The following is a 16,806-nucleotide window of genomic DNA, read 5'->3' as shown; positions in this document are numbered from 1 at the left end:
ATAAGTTTAATGCAAATACTACTAAAAAGTAAAAAAGGGTTGAAGCTATTATTAATTATTTTCGTTTTTTTTCATTTTTATGAGTTTGAAATAATTTACACGACTAACTAAAAATTAAACCAAGAAGCCAACCTAAAATTAGCTTTTACCTATAACAAAAGTTATTTTATATAATCCTTAATGACGCTCCATTCTCGTTTTTTATTATCATACGGAACTGCATGTGCAGATGAAGTTGAAGGAAGTGAGATAATAGAAATATTAGAATTTTCAGGAAATATTTTATTCAGTAATTTAAAAGATTTTTTTCCATTACAAAAAATGACTTTTATGGTAGGATGCTCTTCCAAAAAATTTAAGATACTGAAATTATAGTTTTCATTTTTAATATCTTTATCGAGACTACTACTACGTTCGCAAGAGTCTATGATATCCCATAATGCAATATGATACCGTTTCAAAAGCGATACTCTTTCTCTGTAATCAGTAGTAAAATTTTCATTAAAAAGCTCAAATATCAATTTCCAGAAACAATTACGCGGATTTGCATAATACTGTTGCTGTTCTAACGATTTATTCCCTGGAATAGACCCTAATATTAGGATTTGAGAATCATTGCTTACTATTGGATCAAATAAAGAAATACGATTATTCATTTTCTAAAAATAGTTTTAACATTAAATTAACATTACAAATCTACTAAAAATTCAAATCTATTACAAATACTTATTTGATTATTGTAAAATTCCCAATAATTCTCCTACCACAAAATTGCTGCCGCCCACAAAAATCATCTCAGAATCTTTACAATGTTCTTTTGCCATTTGGTAACCCTCTGCTACGCTATCCAAAATTTCAAACGATATCCCCGCTTCCGAAAGTAAATTTAGATAATCTTTAGGATGACGACCTCTGTTAATCTTTGGTTTTACAAAATAGAATTGTGCATTTTTCGGTAATATTCTCAATACTTGGTCTATTTTTTTGTCTTCTACAAAGCCTAACACTATATGCTTGTACTGTGGTAATTCTTCCAATTGAGAAAAAACTTGTTCCAGTCCGGCTTGGTTATGTGCCGTATCACAGATGAGTAAAGGACTATCCGATATTTTTTGCCATCGTCCCATAAAACGGGTATTCTGCTGAACCCTCTGCAACCCTTGTTCCAAAGCATCCGAAGAAATACCGGTACCTTGCTTCCTCAGTATCTCTACAATCCCCAACACAACACGCTTATTTTTCTTTTGGTAATGCCCTTTCAGGTCTGTTTCCAAATTACATTTTAGTTCCGAAGCATCAATAAATTGAGCATTCTTTTCGGCAGCCGTTTTTTGTATAATATCTTTTACGGCAGGGTTTTCGTCTCCCGAAACAATGGGAATTTCGGTTTTAATAATACCGGCTTTTTCTTTTGCTATTTCCTCTATGGTGTTTCCTAAAATATTCTGGTGGTCCAATGCTATATTGGTAATGGCACAGACCATAGGCATAATGATATTAGTAGAGTCGAGCCGACCGCCTAATCCCACTTCTATGATAGCGAAATCCACCTTTTGCTCCAAAAAATAACAGAATGCCATCACCGTAGTAAACTCAAAAAAAGACGGACGAATGTCCTGTGGCAATGTCTTCAGCCTTTGGATAAAATCATAGACAAAAGATTGGTTAGCATTTTTACCATTTACCTTTATTCTCTCGGTGAAATCCACCAAATGCGGCGAATTATAAAGCCCTACGCTATAGCCCTGCTCCTGCAATACCGATGCAAGCATATTACTCGTAGAGCCTTTGCCATTAGTCCCCGCAATATGAATCATTTTCAGGTTTTTCTGTGGGTTTCCAAAAAAATCACAAAGTTTTCGGATATTATCCAGCCCGGGTTTATAGGCTTTCTGACCATCCACTTGGTAGTTTGGCATTTGTACAAAAAGCCAATCGAGAGCTTTTTGATAATCTTCTTTACTAAGCATTTACTGATTTTTAGAATGTTATCTGATAGACACCTTTGGAGAATGTATTGGCTTTTTCTGCCTTTACATAATATTTTACCCAGCCCACGGAAGTAGAAACGATACAAGGGTCTGAAACACCGCCTATTCTATGTGCAGAAACCACATTGCCGGCTTTGTCCACCGTATAAAGTATAGAGATAGTCCCCGAGGCTTTGCATTGATGGTTAGGCTGTGCTCCGCCCTTGCCCATAGTCCCGGGAATGAATTTGAGCAATTTGCGGTCCACCCCTATTTTGCTATCACCATTACCTCTGCCTCCCAATGGGTCTCCTGCATTACCATCACTTTTACCTGTGCCTTGTCCTCCCTTAGTCTCTCCTTTTCCTTTGAGCAGATTACCTATCGCTGCATTGCCGCGTCCGTCTCCAGTACCGTTTTTAGAAGTAAAATCTTTAGATGCGGCTTTTGGCTTTGCCTTGTCGGATTTGGCACCTGTAGTCTTGGAATCAGAAGCTGTATTTTTAGATGATGTTTTAGCTTTCGCAGAAGACTTAGTTTCTTTTTTTACAGATGATTCTTTCTTGGTATCGTCTGCCTTTGAAGTTTTATGTTTTGGATTATTTCCGGTAACTACCGGTGTTTTTAGAGGAACTTGTTTTTCAGGCTGAGCTTTTGGTTTAGAAGGTGCCGGCTCTGGCTTTACTACCTCCGGTGCTGTGGGTTTTACCTCTTCTTTAGGTTCTATTATCGCCTCAGACGAAGCCTGGCTTCCCTCTTGTGGTTTGGGTTCTTCCTCACCGCTGCCATTTTGATTATCCCCAAAATTAATGAGCATAGTAGAAATAACCTCTTCCTTTGGAATATCCCGAGTAAATTGATAGTAATACAAAATTAAAAACAAAAGAAAACTGATAAGAAGTGTAAGGACAACACTCTTGATACGGTCTTTATTTTCAGCCGATTTATGTTCTACTGCGTAGTTCATTCTATTGGGTCTCTTCTACTGTTGCTATGGCAATATTGTATTTGTGTTTTTCTGCAATATTCATTATGAAAACGACATCTTTATGTTTGGCATCTCCATCTGCACGAATGGTAAACGACGGATTTTTATCGTCTTTAAAGGTATTAACCAACACATTTTCCAAGTCTTCCGGTGCTATCTCTTTATCCTTAATGAAAAACTTACCGTCTTTACTTATCGTAACGGCAGCAGGATCTTGAGCAGAAGCATCCGATGCTGATGCCTCCGGAAGTTTTACTTCTATAGCACTCTGGCTGATGGCGGAAGAAGTAATCATAAAAAAGATTAGCAATAAGAATATAATATCCGTCATAGACGCCATACTAAATTCTGCACTTACTCTATTTCTTCGTTTCAGTTCCATGGTGCGGGATTATAGAGGTTTGTTCAATGTATCCAAAAACTCGTTTGCATGTGTCTGGATTTTTAGTACTAATCTATCTACTTTCGTTACCAAAATATTATAGAAAAAATAAGCCGGTATCCCTACGAACAACCCCACCGCAGTGGTTGCCATAGCCGTATAAATACCTGATGCCAAGAGTTTTGGACTTACCGTCCCCATAACATTTGATATCTCAAAGAACGCCATTATCATCCCTACTACCGTTCCCAAAAACCCCAGCATAGGGGCAGCTCCGGATGCCGATGCCAAAATATTAAGATTTTTCTCTAATCTTGAAACCTCTATCTGCCCTTGATTTTGCATCGCATTACTGATATCGCTTATAGGGCGTCCTATTCTGCTAAGTCCTTTTTCTATCATACGGGCTTCAGGAGAATTGGTGATTTTACAGAGATCCACAGCTGCTTCTATTTTGCCTTCATAAACAAAGTCTTTGATGTTATCAATAAAATCAGACGGCGTCTTTGATGCTCTTCTGATAAAGAAATACCGTTCAAAAAAAATATAAAGTGCCAAAATCCCCAACAAAAATATCGCACTCATAACGACACTGGAAACGATCCCTCCTGAAAATAATATATCCCACAAGGAAAATATATGCTGCGTGGTCTGGCTAACGGTTTGTGCTTGTAATTCCATAATAAACAATGTTGTTTTGCTATATGCGTTATTAAAATATTATTCCTCTATATCTATTATTTCTTCTTTGAAATGGCATTTTAGTTTGAATGGGATAAGCTCTTCGGAGCCTGTATAGAAATCCTGTATCTTACCGCTCCATACCACTTGCAAAATGCCTTCTTCATTTTTGGTAAAGCACAACTGGTTCTCATAGATTTCAGCTTCCTCATCATCAAATAGATTTACGACAGTATAGTCTTCTCCGTCATCTGGGACAGTAACAGTTTGTCCCTCCAACTTTTTATTTTTCAGCGGAAAGTCTGTAATTGCAAGAGCAATCTGAGGAAAATTGTATTGCAAAGAGTCATCCTCCACATGGTCCAAATCATCACTAGTACCCACTTCTACCTCAAGATGAGTTTCATTATTGCTAAAAATAGCTTTACAATAAGAATTTACGATAAAGTACTTCAGAGTCTCATCAGGGTGATAGATTTTTAAAATCCCTTTCATTTTTTTAATTAAATAAAATATTTTATTTTTCCATTAAACTTACAGAGCAAAGATAAAAGTTTTATTTGATATGACTATGTTATATTTTCAAAAAAAAATTATACCTAATTTAATAATGTGTTTTAAGAAATCCCCCTAATATTTTTTTTCGCCAAATTATAGGTTTTATAAAAATAAAATTTATAAATTTGTGGCGTTACTTTATGAGAAAATATCGTTTTATAAAAAATAACTTTTGCTTAGTATTGCTCGCATTACTGGTGAGATTGTTTTTTGATGGTAGCGATGTCTCTCTAAAAGAAGTTTACTTCAATAATACAGAGGTAACAACAATCACAAAATTAGACAAATGTTCTTTGGGGCTATGCCATCACCATAACGGGCATTTTAGTAGGGCAAAAAAAGTCTATAAAATAGTCTATCATTTTTCTCCTTATGTATTACCTAACTACATAAAGAAGATTAAGAGCTTTAGCAACGGCGTACAAAATGTTTCATTCGCTATAGAGACTTTTTTTTCGTCTAAATCTATTCTATCAAAAACCTATAGGGGACCTCCTTCTTTGTAGACTTTTTTACATACAATATACTTTACTGCTAAATTTTTATTTTTCTCTTTTGATATATTTATATTTAAAGATTTGTTCTGTAGTAAAACCTTTTTTTGTATGATAAATCGTATAAACATTTTTTCAATTAATAATTGCAGACAATGCTTTTGTAATGCTGTGTAGCGTTTCATTAGGCTTTTGTGAAAATTTAACTTAATAATCTTTACATGAACTTTATAAAAAACTTACTTCTGATATTTTCAGGGTTACTATCTTTTTGTTTTTATTCGCAATTACCCAAAAACAAACTAATAGACACCGTTCTCATAGAAATAGAACGCCCAGCAGAGAATATCTTAAAGTATAACAATTCAAAGCAGTACACAGGCGGAAGCTTGGCAGATGTCATTAGTTCCCAAGCTGGAATAGGAATTGTACAATCCGGAGCCAATACCTCCAAACCAATCATAGAAGGACTAAGAAATAATAGGATTCTTGTAATTACAGACGGGGTACGGCTGAGTGGGCAAGATTGGTCCGATCAGCATACTACAGAGGTAGATATGTCTGCTTTTCGGAATATTAAAATTATAAAAGGAGCTAAAAGTGTACGTTATGGTGCTGGAGCATTGGGTGGAGTTATTTTATTAGAACCTAAATCTCTATCTTTTACTGACAATTTTAGAGGAAATATCAGTCTTTCTGGTAGTTCTAATGATGGAAGAACATTGCTAAATTCCTTTCTACAAGGAAGTTTTAAAAATAAATGGGCATGGCAGGTGCAGCAAAGCTATCAGCGTTCAGGAGACTACAAAACCAGCGATTACTATGTTAATAACACAGGGCTCAAACAAAATAACATCTACATTGCACTAGGGTATAAGAGTAATACTCTGAAAGCCAAACTATCGGCAAGCCGATTTACTCTGGAAAACGGCGTATTTTATGGTTCATTAAACGGAAATATTGAAGATTTTAAAGACAAAATATTATTAGGTCAACCACCTGAAATCAATCCTGCATCTTACAATATCAAACCTCCCAAACAAAATGTGGAGCACTTAATATTAAAATCTGAATTTGATGTTAAATTAAATAACCAACATACCGTAGAACTAAATTACAACATTCAGAAAAACATTAGGAAAGAATTTGATATCAGGAGATTGGACAAAACCAGCGTCCCTACTCAAGACATGCGGCTTGTATCTCACTCGTTAGAAGGGATTTGGCATTATGATATAGATGAAAATTTTCATACCAAAGTAGGTTTGCAATATCTTTATCAAAACAATTATAATATTCCCGGTACCGGTGTGGCCCCTACAATCCCAAATTACAAACTGAATAATTATGCCTCTTTTGTAATATCAGAATACCAGCGACCTAAATGGAGGGCTTCCATAGGGCTGAGATATGACCATAGAACTACCAATGCTCTCGGCTACGACTGGCTGGGACAGCTATATGGTAGCAAAAGAAATTTCTCTAATATATCTTACAATGCTGTATTTAACTATCACATTAGCAATCACTGGCATTATTTAATTGATTTTGGTATGGCCTGGCGTAGTCCGGAACCTTACGAATTATATGTCAATGGGAAACAGCACGGAATTCCTATATACTATATCGGAGACAAAGATTTAGACTCCGAGAGAGGAATGAAAATCAGCAATAAATTAGAGTACAGAACTCCTTCTTTTGGTTTTGTAATTTCAGGTTTTGTACAGCCTATCAAGAATTATATTTATCAAATTCCTGGTCAACGATACTTATATCTATTTTCGGGACCAACAGCAGTATTTAAAACCTTACAGACAGACGCTTTCTTCAGAGGTGGAGATTTATCCTTAGATTGGAAGCCTACTAATAGAATAAGTTATACTGCAAATACAGCTATCGTATTTGCAAATAACTCTAAAACAAATGGATACCTCCCTATAATACCTCCATTTTCTCTATATCAGAATATAAAATGGGATATTCCTTCTTCTGTACTCAATAAGTTTTATATCTTACTGGAACATAAGTATTTTGCAAAGCAAAAGAGATTTGACCCATCACTTGACCTTATCCCCGATACACCCGACGCATACCATTTATTTGGTACTCAGATAGGGGCAGAGCTATACTACAACAGGCGGAACACTTGTGCTTTTATGCTAAAAATAGATAATCTCACTAACCAACTTTATAAAAACTATACCGACCATTTCAGGTATTTTGTTCATGGCAAAGGCTTGGACATTCAACTTAAAACAACAATTAATTTTTAACCTTATATTTTTTTATTATGATTAAAACAGTTTCTTTAAACAAAGTTTTAGCAGCGCTTCTTTTAGTGCTGAGCATGTTCGGACTACAATCTTGTAGCCGAAACGATGATCCCGTTACTCCTACAAACGAAACCACAGACAAGGGACACGATGAATGGGAAAAAGTGGAATTTATTTTCAAAGAAGGACACCTGCACGGGCGTAATTTCCACGGAGATCCAGACTACCCAGAGTCTGTAAAATACTTCAACAGAAGCCAGAAAATCACTTTCTCCCGCGATGCTAACGGCGAAGTAAAAGCCAATAGAAATGAGCCAATCTATTTATTAGGCGGGAACTCGTATGCTATCATCATCAATTATTACAACACTAAAGGAGAACTGATGAATAAAGAGTTTGTAGAAGGCGATATGGTGAAAATCCACCAGCACTTCTTCTATGCAGAAAATATAAAGGCTACTAAAAAGGAAGCAAGTAAAGCCCCTAATTCACTTTATCTCTTCGACTATGTATACAGAGATACAGACCCTTATGATTACAAGCAAGAGGGTTTAATCAAAAATCTAAGAAAGAGAACTTGGGACCCTTCTAATCCGGAAGGAGAAGATCCGGTAGGATTAAAAGGATACATAACTATTCCTAATAAAACTTACCGTCAAAAATTTGATTTAAAAGTGATTTTAGCACACTTCAAAGTAGAGAACAAACTGAATAAAAACACAAAAAAACCAGAACCATACAAATTTAATGACAAGCCGGCACCTGGAATATATGCTACAGATCTTTCTTTAAAAATTCCAATAGTAATATACTCTACTATTGATTTTCAAGAAACTGAAGAAAAGAAAGAAAATGATTTCTTCCCTGATGCAGCAGAAGCATTCCATACAACCGTAGATGAGATTAAAAAAATGTATGATTTAATCTTCGAATTAGACTCAGAAGGCAGCACATTTTGGTTGTAATAAATAGATACAAAAACACTCTATTTAAATATTGAATAGAGTGTTTTTTATTTAGTATGTATGTCGTCAAACTAAAGTTTACTGAGGCAAATATAGTAAACAATTAAATAAGTCCCAAACAATAAATTAATTTTCGTTGATTTAAAGTATTTATTTTCATTTGTTTTCTTAGTTTTAAGATTTGATCTTGTCTACTGTAAATCGTCAGCAAAAAGTTTACCAGTTTAGGTTAAAAATAGTATAGTTAAAAAAAAGAAAAAACTAACTTTACAAAAACCACTTAGCACATGGTAAAAAAAACAAACAAAAAGCTTATCAAGGAAGTTCGGCGTAACACACGCCAAGTGTACAATGCAGAACAAAAGATTTTAATCGTCATGGAAGGCTTGCGTGCAGAGCTCAGTGCAGCAGAACTGTGTAGAAAATATAGCATCAGCAAAGCCACTTATTACAAATGGAGCAAAGAGTTCATTGAAGCAGGAAAGAAACGTCTTTCGGGTAACGAAACAAGAGAAGCTACCAGTGAGGAAGTCAAAGATTTACGCAGAAATACCGTATTGAAAGAGTCTTTGGCCGATTTGGTTATTCGTTATGATATTGTAAAAAAAGCTTACATCTGTTGGATTAACCCCTCAACTTAAAAAATATATGAGACTAACGGCAGAAGAAAAGGCAGAGATTATAGAGGTGGTAAAAAACTCTGAATTAATCGTTAACAGGGCTTTAAAGCAATTAGGCATTCACAATTAATAAATTTGTGTGCAATATTACAACTCGCAAAGATATCACGAAGCTTTAAATAATTTAACCTCTGAAGATGTTTACCTAGGTAGACAAGACCAAATCTTAAAACTAAGAAAACAAGTGAAAATAAATACTTTAAATCAACGAAAATTAATTTATTGTTTGGGACTTATTTAATTGTTTACTATATTTGCCTCAGTAAACTTTAGTTTGACGATGTGCACTTCCTATATTGATATATCTAATTATGTTGAAATATACGTGACTGAAAAATCAAGCAAAGAAACCACAAAAGAAACTTTGCGATGAGTTCATATATTTATAAGTAATGCGAAACGAAACTTGTTAGGTAATTACCATAAAATCAAAGGCAAATATCTTCAATTATACTTAAATGAATTTGTATATAAGCTAAACAGGCGATATTTTGGAGAACGATTATTCGATAGGGTGATTATTGCTGCTATAACAGAAAATTAGGTATAAAAACGGATATTCGAAAATAATATTAACTAAATACAAAAAAGCATACCTTTATATTCGCAAATAAGCAACAAATTAAAAAAAAAAAAAAAAAAAAAAAAAAAAAAAAAAAAAAAAAAAAAAAAAAAAAAAAAAAAAAAAAAAAAAAAAAAAAAAAAAAAATCATTTTAATAAAAACCTCCAAACAAAATCTATGAATTTCAGAGAAGACATCAATGGATTAAGAGCATTTGCAGTAATTGCCGTAATGATTTTTCATTTTAACGAATCCTGGCTTACCGGAGGATTTGCCGGCGTGGATGTGTTTTTCGTTATTTCCGGATTTTTAATGACCAAAATCACGCTCAATGGAATAGAAAAAGAAAACAGCATTTTTCTTTTTCTGAAAAAATTTTATGCCGCCAGGGTAAAAAGAATTGTTCCGGCATTGCTCGTTTTGGTAATATTGCTAAGCGTAACAGCATTTTTATTCTTCGAACCATCAAGAAATTTATTGCTCTCTTCTCAGGGAATTCCTGCGTTAGGATTTTTCTCCAATTTTTATTTTTGGCAGCACAGCAACGGCGGCTATTTCGCTACTTCCCCTTCCGAAAAGGAACTGCTCCACACTTGGTCTCTATCGGTTGAGTGGCAGTTTTATATGCTGTATCCTTTTATAATTTGGATTGTGAGTAAATTATTCAAGAAAAAACAAATACGCCGGGTAATTTTAGCTCTAACCATTTTGGCTTTGTCCGTTGGGCTCATAATAGCCTATAATACCGTAAACGCAGGGTATTTTGTACTGCCTACCCGTATGTGGGAAATGATGGTGGGAGGCATAGCCTTTTTATTTCCTTGGAAGATGTCTTCCCCTGTAAGAAAATCGGCAGAATATATAGGAATAGGGCTTATGAATGTTTCTTTTTTCATAATTTCCAGAGATTTTGTATGGCCCGGGATCGGAGCTTTACTTCCTGTTTTTTCTTCATTTTTAGTTATTCAGGCGGCGAACAATTCTTCGTGGATTACTGCAAATCCGGCAGTCCGCTATATAGGGAAATGGTCTTATTCTTTATACCTGTATCATTGGCCTATTGTAGCTTTAAACAATTCCTACCACTTGGAAATGAGTTTTTGGATTTATCTATTTTTAAGCTTTGTTTTCGGAGCAGCTTCTTATTATTTGGTAGAGCAAAAAAAGTGGAAACTATGGCTTATTGCAGTACTGTGGGGTGTTACCATTTTGGGATTATATGCCTCCAAAAGAACCGGAGGATTTAAATTCAGGATTCCCAAAGAAGTTCTCTACCAAGATAATCCGAGAGGAGTAATTAAACCGGATGGAACCCAATACACAAATATGAAAAAGTCCGTTGTAGGCGGTGCCGATTTCTCCAACTACGACTATATGATAGTTTCTGACAGCTACGGACAACAATACGCCCGATTCTTAGACGAAAATCATATAAAAACACTTACCTGGTTTTCTCGCAATTGTATGAAACTACCCCACTACTCGCAAGCAGTTAAAAGAGACGGCGGAGTATTTCAAAAAGAATGTGCAGAATGCTATCCCTCTTTGTCAGCAGACTTAAAAGCAAACACTCGACCTGTCTTGTTCATATATTCGTGGGACTCTTATCATCTTAGACAAAAAGATGATTTTAGCAGCTACCCTGTTACATACAAAGAAAATAAAAAGAAATATCTCGATATATTGGAAAAAGAATGGGATGAGATCATTGCCAATCGTCCAAATCCTAAATCCTACAATATTTACTTTGTAGGCGTTCCGAATAAACCAGGCTTCCCCGTAAGAAGAAGACAGATAGAGGGCTGTCTGCCGCTGAGCCGCCTACTTTTCGGAGAATGCCCCCGCGAAGTAGAAGAAAAACCTCTTGACATCAATAATGAAATGAAATCTTTGGCAGAAAAATTCGCTAAGAAATATTCCAACATTTACTACATAGACCCCGAGGAATCCCTATGTAAAAATCACAAATGCAAAGTACTGATAAACGGGCATCCGGTATATGAAGACATACATGGGCATCTTTCCCATTATGGAGCAGAATACATAGGAAAAAATATCATGGATCAAGTCAGAAAAAATGAAAAAAAATAATCCTGCCGAAAAGTGAAAAGTCATATAAAGCCGAGTAAAAATCCTCTGATATCTCGATAGTAAAATTATTTAACAACAAAATAAAACTTTAGAATGTTTCTATTTTTTCAAAGTCGGCATAACTGTATTTTTCTCTTTACTTAAAGTGTATGAATCAATTAGAAGATTTTACACAAAATAAACCCTCTGATAAAACTCAAATTTTAAAACTAAAAACAAAAAAAAATTTTCATCAAACATCATTTGTTTTATATTTGCCGAAAATTTAGTGACCAAAAAATTAAAATTATCATTTTATGATTTACAAAATCAGAGTAATTTTAGATTCAAAAGACAATGTCTTCAGAGACATAGAAATTAAGGAGAAGCAAACGCTTTGGAATTTGCACAATGGAATAAGAAGTGCGTTTAGTTTACAGGAAGATGAGCTTTCATCATTTTACTTTTCGGATGATGAATGGACGGAAGGAAGAGGAGTCCCTTTAGAGGACATGTCTGATGAAGGCGACGGCGAAGTGATGTCTGATATCTATATGTCTGAAGCATTTCCTGAAAAAGGAAGCAAGATGCTGTTCAAATACGGTTTTTTGGATTTGTGGGAATTCTATTGCGAGCTTTTGGATATTCAGAAAGAAAAACCCTCTGTCAATTACCCGATTACCGTGTTCAGATATGGAAAGGTACCTTTGAAGGCCCCTAAGAAAAGTACTCAGAATATACCTCATATCCCTTTGGATTTTGATGACTTCGAGAGTGAAAGATTTGATGATTTTGAAAACTTTAGCGAAGATGATTTTGAGGAGCATAGTAACTATATAGATGATGATGAATAAAAATCTCTAAATTCCATAAAAAATCCTTTCATTCTAAAATGGAAGGATTTTTGCATTAGAAAACTATAATCAAGTAAAATAAAAACTATGAAAAATTTTACATTAATATTATCATCAATATCTCTTTTGAGTATAAGTGCTTGTTCACCCGGCAACGACTTATCCCAAAGCAAAGCACAGTCTATCATAGAATCTTATATAGAAAACAATCCCATCTACGAGACCGGAAATTTTGAAACCGATAAGCTCAAATTAACACTAAACAAAGAAAAAGATAAAGTAGAAGAACTCCAAAACCTCATCAACGAGGGCTATATAAAATTATTGCAAGAGAAAAAAAGAAAACAATTCTTATCCCGTGACAGCGTCTGGATAATACAGCCTTCACTTACAGAAAAAGCCCTACCCTATGTGGTACAGCAGAATAAAAACTACACCAAAGTCGTTACCCTCAAATATAAACTAAACAGAAACAAAGATTTAATTTTTAATTCCAAAGGAAAATCTACAGCTACTTGTACAGTAATTTTGGATAAAGAAAAAACACCATTTTATAAGTTCGGAAAAGACAAACAGCCGCAAAGCAATTTTATCACAGAAGAATTTAAGCTGAAATACAATGAGAAGGAAGGTTGGTTTATTCGGAAATAATCATATCTATCCATTGAGAAAATAATTTTAATATATAGATTTTATCAATCGTATTTTTTACTTTTGATTGATAATAGCACTGTATCTTTGCAAAAGAAAAATTAACCCATAAAATATAAATCATTATGTCATTAGTAGGAAAACAATTTCCAAACATCACAGTAGACGCCATTACAGAGATGGGCGACAACCTAAGAATCAACGTATTAGAAGAAGCTACAAAAAATAACCAAAAAGTGCTTTTGTTCTGGTATCCTAAAGATTTCACTTTCGTATGTCCTACAGAGCTTCACGCTTTCCAGGAAGCTGCCGAAGAATTCAAAAAAAGAAATACTATCGTGATAGGTGCGTCTTGCGATACAAACGAAGTTCACTTTGCTTGGCTTAACACTCCAAAAGATAACGGCGGTATAGAAGGTGTTGCTTATCCGCTTTTAGCAGATACGCATAGACAGCTTGCCAATGCATTGGACATTGTGGATCAAGATTTTGATTACGATGATGAAGGCAACGAAACTCTTTCCGGATCAAATGTAACTTACAGAGCGACTTTCCTTATCGACGAAACCGGAAAAATTTTTCACGAAAGCGTAAACGATATGCCCCTAGGCAGAAATGTAAAAGAATTTTTAAGACTGATAGATGCCTATACCCATGTACAAAAACATGGTGAAGTATGCCCAGCAAACTGGGAAGAAGGTAAAGAAGCAATGAATGCTGACAGAAAATCCACTGCAGAATATTTAGCTAAACATTAATCTATATCGCGGGGAGTGATTCCCCGTTTTTTTCACTAAAAAACAATAATATGTACCAAGAAATTACAGAAGATAATCTGCACAATATCATCAATGAGAATGATAAAGTAATGGTTCAGTACGGTGCTGCATGGTGCGGAAACTGCCGTATAATGAAGCCTAAGTTCAAAAAATTAGCCTCTGAAAACGATAGCGTCCCTTTCATCTATGTAGATGCTGAAAAATTTCCCGAAAGCAGAAAATTAGCCAAAGTGGATAACTTGCCTACTTTTGCAGCTTTCAAAGGCGGAAATCTCGTAAATCAAGTACAGACAAACCAAGCAGAAAGCCTAAACACTCTTTTCAAGGAGCTATAATTAAATCTATCAAAAATGAAATTACCAATTATAAGACAATTTTATCAAAATAATTCCTCTGAAGATTTAGAAAAAACATTAGATGTTTTGGAATCTTTCACAGAGTTCAGAGGAGTTTCGGATGAAGAGCTTAATATAGTAGGCGAAATGATTACAAACATTTGCGGTGCATTGGAAGTTCATAAAAGCGTAGCCAAAGGACAACCTGAAAAAGACGCCTTGAATGGTTTTGCTCAAAAAGTAATGGGCTCTATCGACAGAGCTTAATTTTATAAAAGCCATTTATAAATCTACTAAACGCTTTTTCTATGCATATTATAGACATTATATAATAGCAATCCGAAAAACAATATTGAATAGTAACTCGACGACAACAGCTGCTTATTTCTTAATACAACCATTGGTAAAAGAATGAACAGACAGATTGATTTTTAATCCTCTATTTTTGAGTTTTCTATTCCCAAAAAACAATCCGTTTTTATATTCGGATTGTTTTTTTGTTTAAGTTACCCCTGCAAAGAGCGTCAATAATAAAATCATCAGCTGCAATAAAACGCTCCTATAAACCACAAAAAAGAGCAAATTAAAATTACGCCTAAAAGTGATGGAAATTAGTAAATCCAACATAAAGAATATACAGCCAAAAAGTTTGAAAAATTATTTATAACTTAGCAGATATTATTTATAGAGATCTGCTCTGCTAATATTTTGATGATATGGAACTAACTTACGAACTTTCCGATATTGATGTAAAATTATTTTATGGTACTCAAAACCAGTTTTTTAATCTAATAAAATCTTCTTTTCCTACACTAAAAATAACAGGAAGAGACCACTTTGTTTTTGCAATGGGAAACCCGGAAACTCTCGAAGTACTAAAAGAAAAATTAGACAGTATTGTTAGTTTTATATCTAAATACAATGCCATTACGCTAAAAGATGTAGAGAGTATTCTCAGTATAAAAGATGAAAGCGAAAAACAGTTGGTTTTTGACCAAGATATTATCGTAAAAGGCGTTAATGGCAAAGTAATAAAAGCAAAAACCACAAATCTGAAAAAACTCACCAAAGAAAGCGAGAAAAAAGACATGGTATTCGCTATAGGTCCTGCCGGAACGGGAAAGACTTATACCAGTGTTGCCTTAGCTGTAAGAGCATTGAAAGAAAAACAAGTCAAGCGGATTATACTCACAAGACCCGCCGTAGAAGCAGGAGAAAGTTTGGGCTTTCTGCCCGGAGATCTTAAAGAAAAATTAGACCCTTATCTACAGCCTCTTTATGATGCTCTTAGAGATATGATTCCTCACGAGAAACTGGAAAGCTTTATAGAGAAAAGAGTGATAGAAGTAGCTCCATTGGCGTTTATGAGGGGGCGGACTTTGGATAATGCCTTCGTTATTCTCGATGAGGCACAAAACACCACACACGCTCAGATGAAAATGTTTCTTACTCGTATGGGAATGAATGCAAGGTTTATAATCACAGGAGACCCCAGCCAAGTGGATTTGCCACTGAAACAAAAATCAGGGCTGAAAGAGGCGATGCGTATTCTGAAAGATGTGAAAGAAATAGGTTTTGTAAACCTTGATGAGTCTGATGTGGTAAGGCACCCTGTCGTTAAAAAGATAATTTTGGCTTACAATGATGAGGAAAAACGCCAAAGAGACGAAAACTAATAAAATGAAATATACTTTGTGAATGGAGAAAACAGCCTTTATCATCAATCCCTTTTCTGCAAAGAAAAATCACAAACCTTTTTTGGACAGTCTTCTGAAGAGAGTTCCCAATGCTTTATATTACATTTCGGAGTCCATAGAGGGGACAGAACAGTTCATCAAAAACAATATGGAGCATATAGAAACCTTCGTAGCTGTGGGAGGAGACGGAACTATTTCCAATATGGCAAAAAGCATCATTAATACCGATAAAATTTTGGGAATTTTCCCTGCCGGTTCGGGGAATGGATTTTCCAACGAAACCAATTTTAGTAAGGATATAGACCAGCTTTTGGACAAGATAAAAGCGAATAAAACTCGGAAAATAGATACACTTATGATTAATGATAAGTTTTCTATTAATGTTTCGGGAACAGGATTTGACGGAGAAGTAACAAAAGAATTCGAAAAAACTTCCAGAGGATTTTTAAACTATATAAAGGTTTCTATAAAAACTTTTTTTAGCTACAAACCGATTAGAGCGGATTTTAAGACGGCGGCATTCAAGCCTTATAGCGGGGAATATCTTATGCTTAACTTTGCTAATACAAGGCAGTTTGGGAATAATGCCTATATCGCGCCACAGGCAAGTAAGAGCGATGGGAAGGTGGATATCGTTTTGGTGAAAAAGTTTCCGATTTACTATTCACCGCTGTTTGCCATTAGGATGTTTACTAAAAAATTAAAGTCCGACCGCTACATTACTTTTCTTCAAGCATCGGAGGTAGAATTTTCGGTAAATACTGAGAATTGGCACATAGACGGAGAATACAACAAGCTGCCGTCACCGATAAAAATAAAAGTATTACCAAAAAGTTTGAGAATATTAATATAAATTTTGTAACTTT

General features: G+C 34.8%; 18 protein-coding genes and 1 pseudogene. 13 read left to right on the top strand and 6 right to left on the bottom strand.

Annotated features, from left to right (window positions below; translation table 11 throughout):
• Positions 1-161: 161 nt before the first annotated feature.
• The 6 genes from BLS89_RS03000 to BLS89_RS02975 all read right to left on the bottom strand — a co-directional run bounded on the left by BLS89_RS03000 (position 162) and on the right by BLS89_RS02975 (position 4,516).
• Positions 162-656 carry a DNA-deoxyinosine glycosylase gene (locus BLS89_RS03000; RefSeq protein WP_092736032.1) on the bottom strand — a complete coding sequence of 165 codons (495 nt, stop codon included), beginning with the start codon at positions 654-656 and terminating at the stop codon, positions 162-164.
• Between the two features lie 78 nt (positions 657-734).
• Complete coding sequence (locus BLS89_RS02995) at positions 735-1,970, bottom strand: bifunctional folylpolyglutamate synthase/dihydrofolate synthase (RefSeq protein ID WP_092736031.1); 1,236 nt, start codon at positions 1,968-1,970, stop codon at positions 735-737.
• A gap of 10 nt (positions 1,971-1,980) precedes the next feature.
• Complete coding sequence (locus BLS89_RS02990; protein WP_092736030.1) at positions 1,981-2,937, bottom strand: hypothetical protein; 957 nt, start codon at positions 2,935-2,937, stop codon at positions 1,981-1,983.
• Between the two features lies 1 nt (position 2,938).
• Positions 2,939-3,340: an ExbD/TolR family protein gene (locus tag BLS89_RS02985; protein WP_092736029.1), complete on the bottom strand. Its 402-nt coding sequence runs from the start codon at positions 3,338-3,340 to the stop codon at positions 2,939-2,941.
• A gap of 9 nt (positions 3,341-3,349) precedes the next feature.
• The gene (locus tag BLS89_RS02980) at positions 3,350-4,021 is read right to left on the bottom strand and encodes a MotA/TolQ/ExbB proton channel family protein (protein WP_092736028.1); all 672 of its coding nucleotides are present in this window, start codon (positions 4,019-4,021) and stop codon (positions 3,350-3,352) included.
• 39 nt (positions 4,022-4,060) lie between these two features.
• Positions 4,061-4,516 carry a hypothetical protein gene (locus BLS89_RS02975; protein ID WP_092736027.1) on the bottom strand — a complete coding sequence of 152 codons (456 nt, stop codon included), beginning with the start codon at positions 4,514-4,516 and terminating at the stop codon, positions 4,061-4,063.
• A 245-nt stretch (positions 4,517-4,761) separates the two neighbouring features.
• On the opposite strand from BLS89_RS02975, the gene BLS89_RS10395 reads away from it, so the two are divergent.
• The 13 genes and pseudogenes from BLS89_RS10395 to BLS89_RS02910 all read left to right on the top strand — a co-directional run bounded on the left by BLS89_RS10395 (position 4,762) and on the right by BLS89_RS02910 (position 16,793).
• Positions 4,762-5,085: a hypothetical protein gene (locus tag BLS89_RS10395; protein ID WP_143017714.1), complete on the top strand. Its 324-nt coding sequence runs from the start codon at positions 4,762-4,764 to the stop codon at positions 5,083-5,085.
• Between the two features lie 209 nt (positions 5,086-5,294).
• The gene (locus BLS89_RS02965) at positions 5,295-7,346 is read left to right on the top strand and encodes a TonB-dependent receptor (RefSeq protein ID WP_092736025.1); all 2,052 of its coding nucleotides are present in this window, start codon (positions 5,295-5,297) and stop codon (positions 7,344-7,346) included.
• 17 nt (positions 7,347-7,363) lie between these two features.
• Positions 7,364-8,311: a hypothetical protein gene (locus BLS89_RS02960; protein ID WP_092736024.1), complete on the top strand. Its 948-nt coding sequence runs from the start codon at positions 7,364-7,366 to the stop codon at positions 8,309-8,311.
• 287 nt (positions 8,312-8,598) lie between these two features.
• On the top strand, positions 8,599-8,952 hold the full coding sequence (locus BLS89_RS02955) for a transposase (RefSeq protein WP_092736023.1): 354 nt from the start codon (positions 8,599-8,601) through the stop codon (positions 8,950-8,952).
• Between the two features lie 325 nt (positions 8,953-9,277).
• Positions 9,278-9,535 (top strand): annotated as a pseudogene (locus BLS89_RS02950) (transposase); the annotation flags it as partial.
• A 196-nt stretch (positions 9,536-9,731) separates the two neighbouring features.
• Positions 9,732-11,645, top strand: a complete 1,914-nt coding sequence (locus BLS89_RS02945) for an acyltransferase family protein (RefSeq protein ID WP_092736022.1) — start codon at positions 9,732-9,734, stop codon at positions 11,643-11,645.
• Between the two features lie 296 nt (positions 11,646-11,941).
• On the top strand, positions 11,942-12,478 hold the full coding sequence (locus tag BLS89_RS02940) for an IS1096 element passenger TnpR family protein (protein ID WP_092736021.1): 537 nt from the start codon (positions 11,942-11,944) through the stop codon (positions 12,476-12,478).
• Between the two features lie 87 nt (positions 12,479-12,565).
• Positions 12,566-13,129, top strand: a complete 564-nt coding sequence (locus BLS89_RS02935) for a hypothetical protein (protein ID WP_092736020.1) — start codon at positions 12,566-12,568, stop codon at positions 13,127-13,129.
• A 125-nt stretch (positions 13,130-13,254) separates the two neighbouring features.
• Positions 13,255-13,887, top strand: a complete 633-nt coding sequence (locus BLS89_RS02930; protein WP_092736019.1) for a peroxiredoxin — start codon at positions 13,255-13,257, stop codon at positions 13,885-13,887.
• Positions 13,888-13,937: 50 nt separating this feature from the next.
• Positions 13,938-14,243, top strand: coding sequence for a thioredoxin family protein (locus BLS89_RS02925; RefSeq protein WP_092736018.1), 306 nt, complete (start codon positions 13,938-13,940; stop codon positions 14,241-14,243).
• Positions 14,244-14,258: 15 nt separating this feature from the next.
• Complete coding sequence (locus BLS89_RS02920) at positions 14,259-14,510, top strand: DUF6952 family protein (RefSeq protein ID WP_092736017.1); 252 nt, start codon at positions 14,259-14,261, stop codon at positions 14,508-14,510.
• Positions 14,511-14,959: 449 nt separating this feature from the next.
• Positions 14,960-15,919, top strand: a complete 960-nt coding sequence (locus BLS89_RS02915; RefSeq protein ID WP_092736016.1) for a PhoH family protein — start codon at positions 14,960-14,962, stop codon at positions 15,917-15,919.
• Between the two features lie 22 nt (positions 15,920-15,941).
• A complete protein-coding gene (locus BLS89_RS02910; RefSeq protein ID WP_092736015.1) occupies positions 15,942-16,793 on the top strand; it encodes a diacylglycerol/lipid kinase family protein in 852 nt (283 codons plus the stop codon).
• Positions 16,794-16,806 lie beyond the last annotated feature (13 nt).

It is taken from the genome of Riemerella columbipharyngis (assembly GCF_900101995.1).
Classification (GTDB): domain Bacteria; phylum Bacteroidota; class Bacteroidia; order Flavobacteriales; family Weeksellaceae; genus Riemerella; species Riemerella columbipharyngis.
The sequence above is the reverse complement of the archived record's forward strand: the minus strand, read 5'-3'. Positions and strand labels throughout refer to the sequence as shown.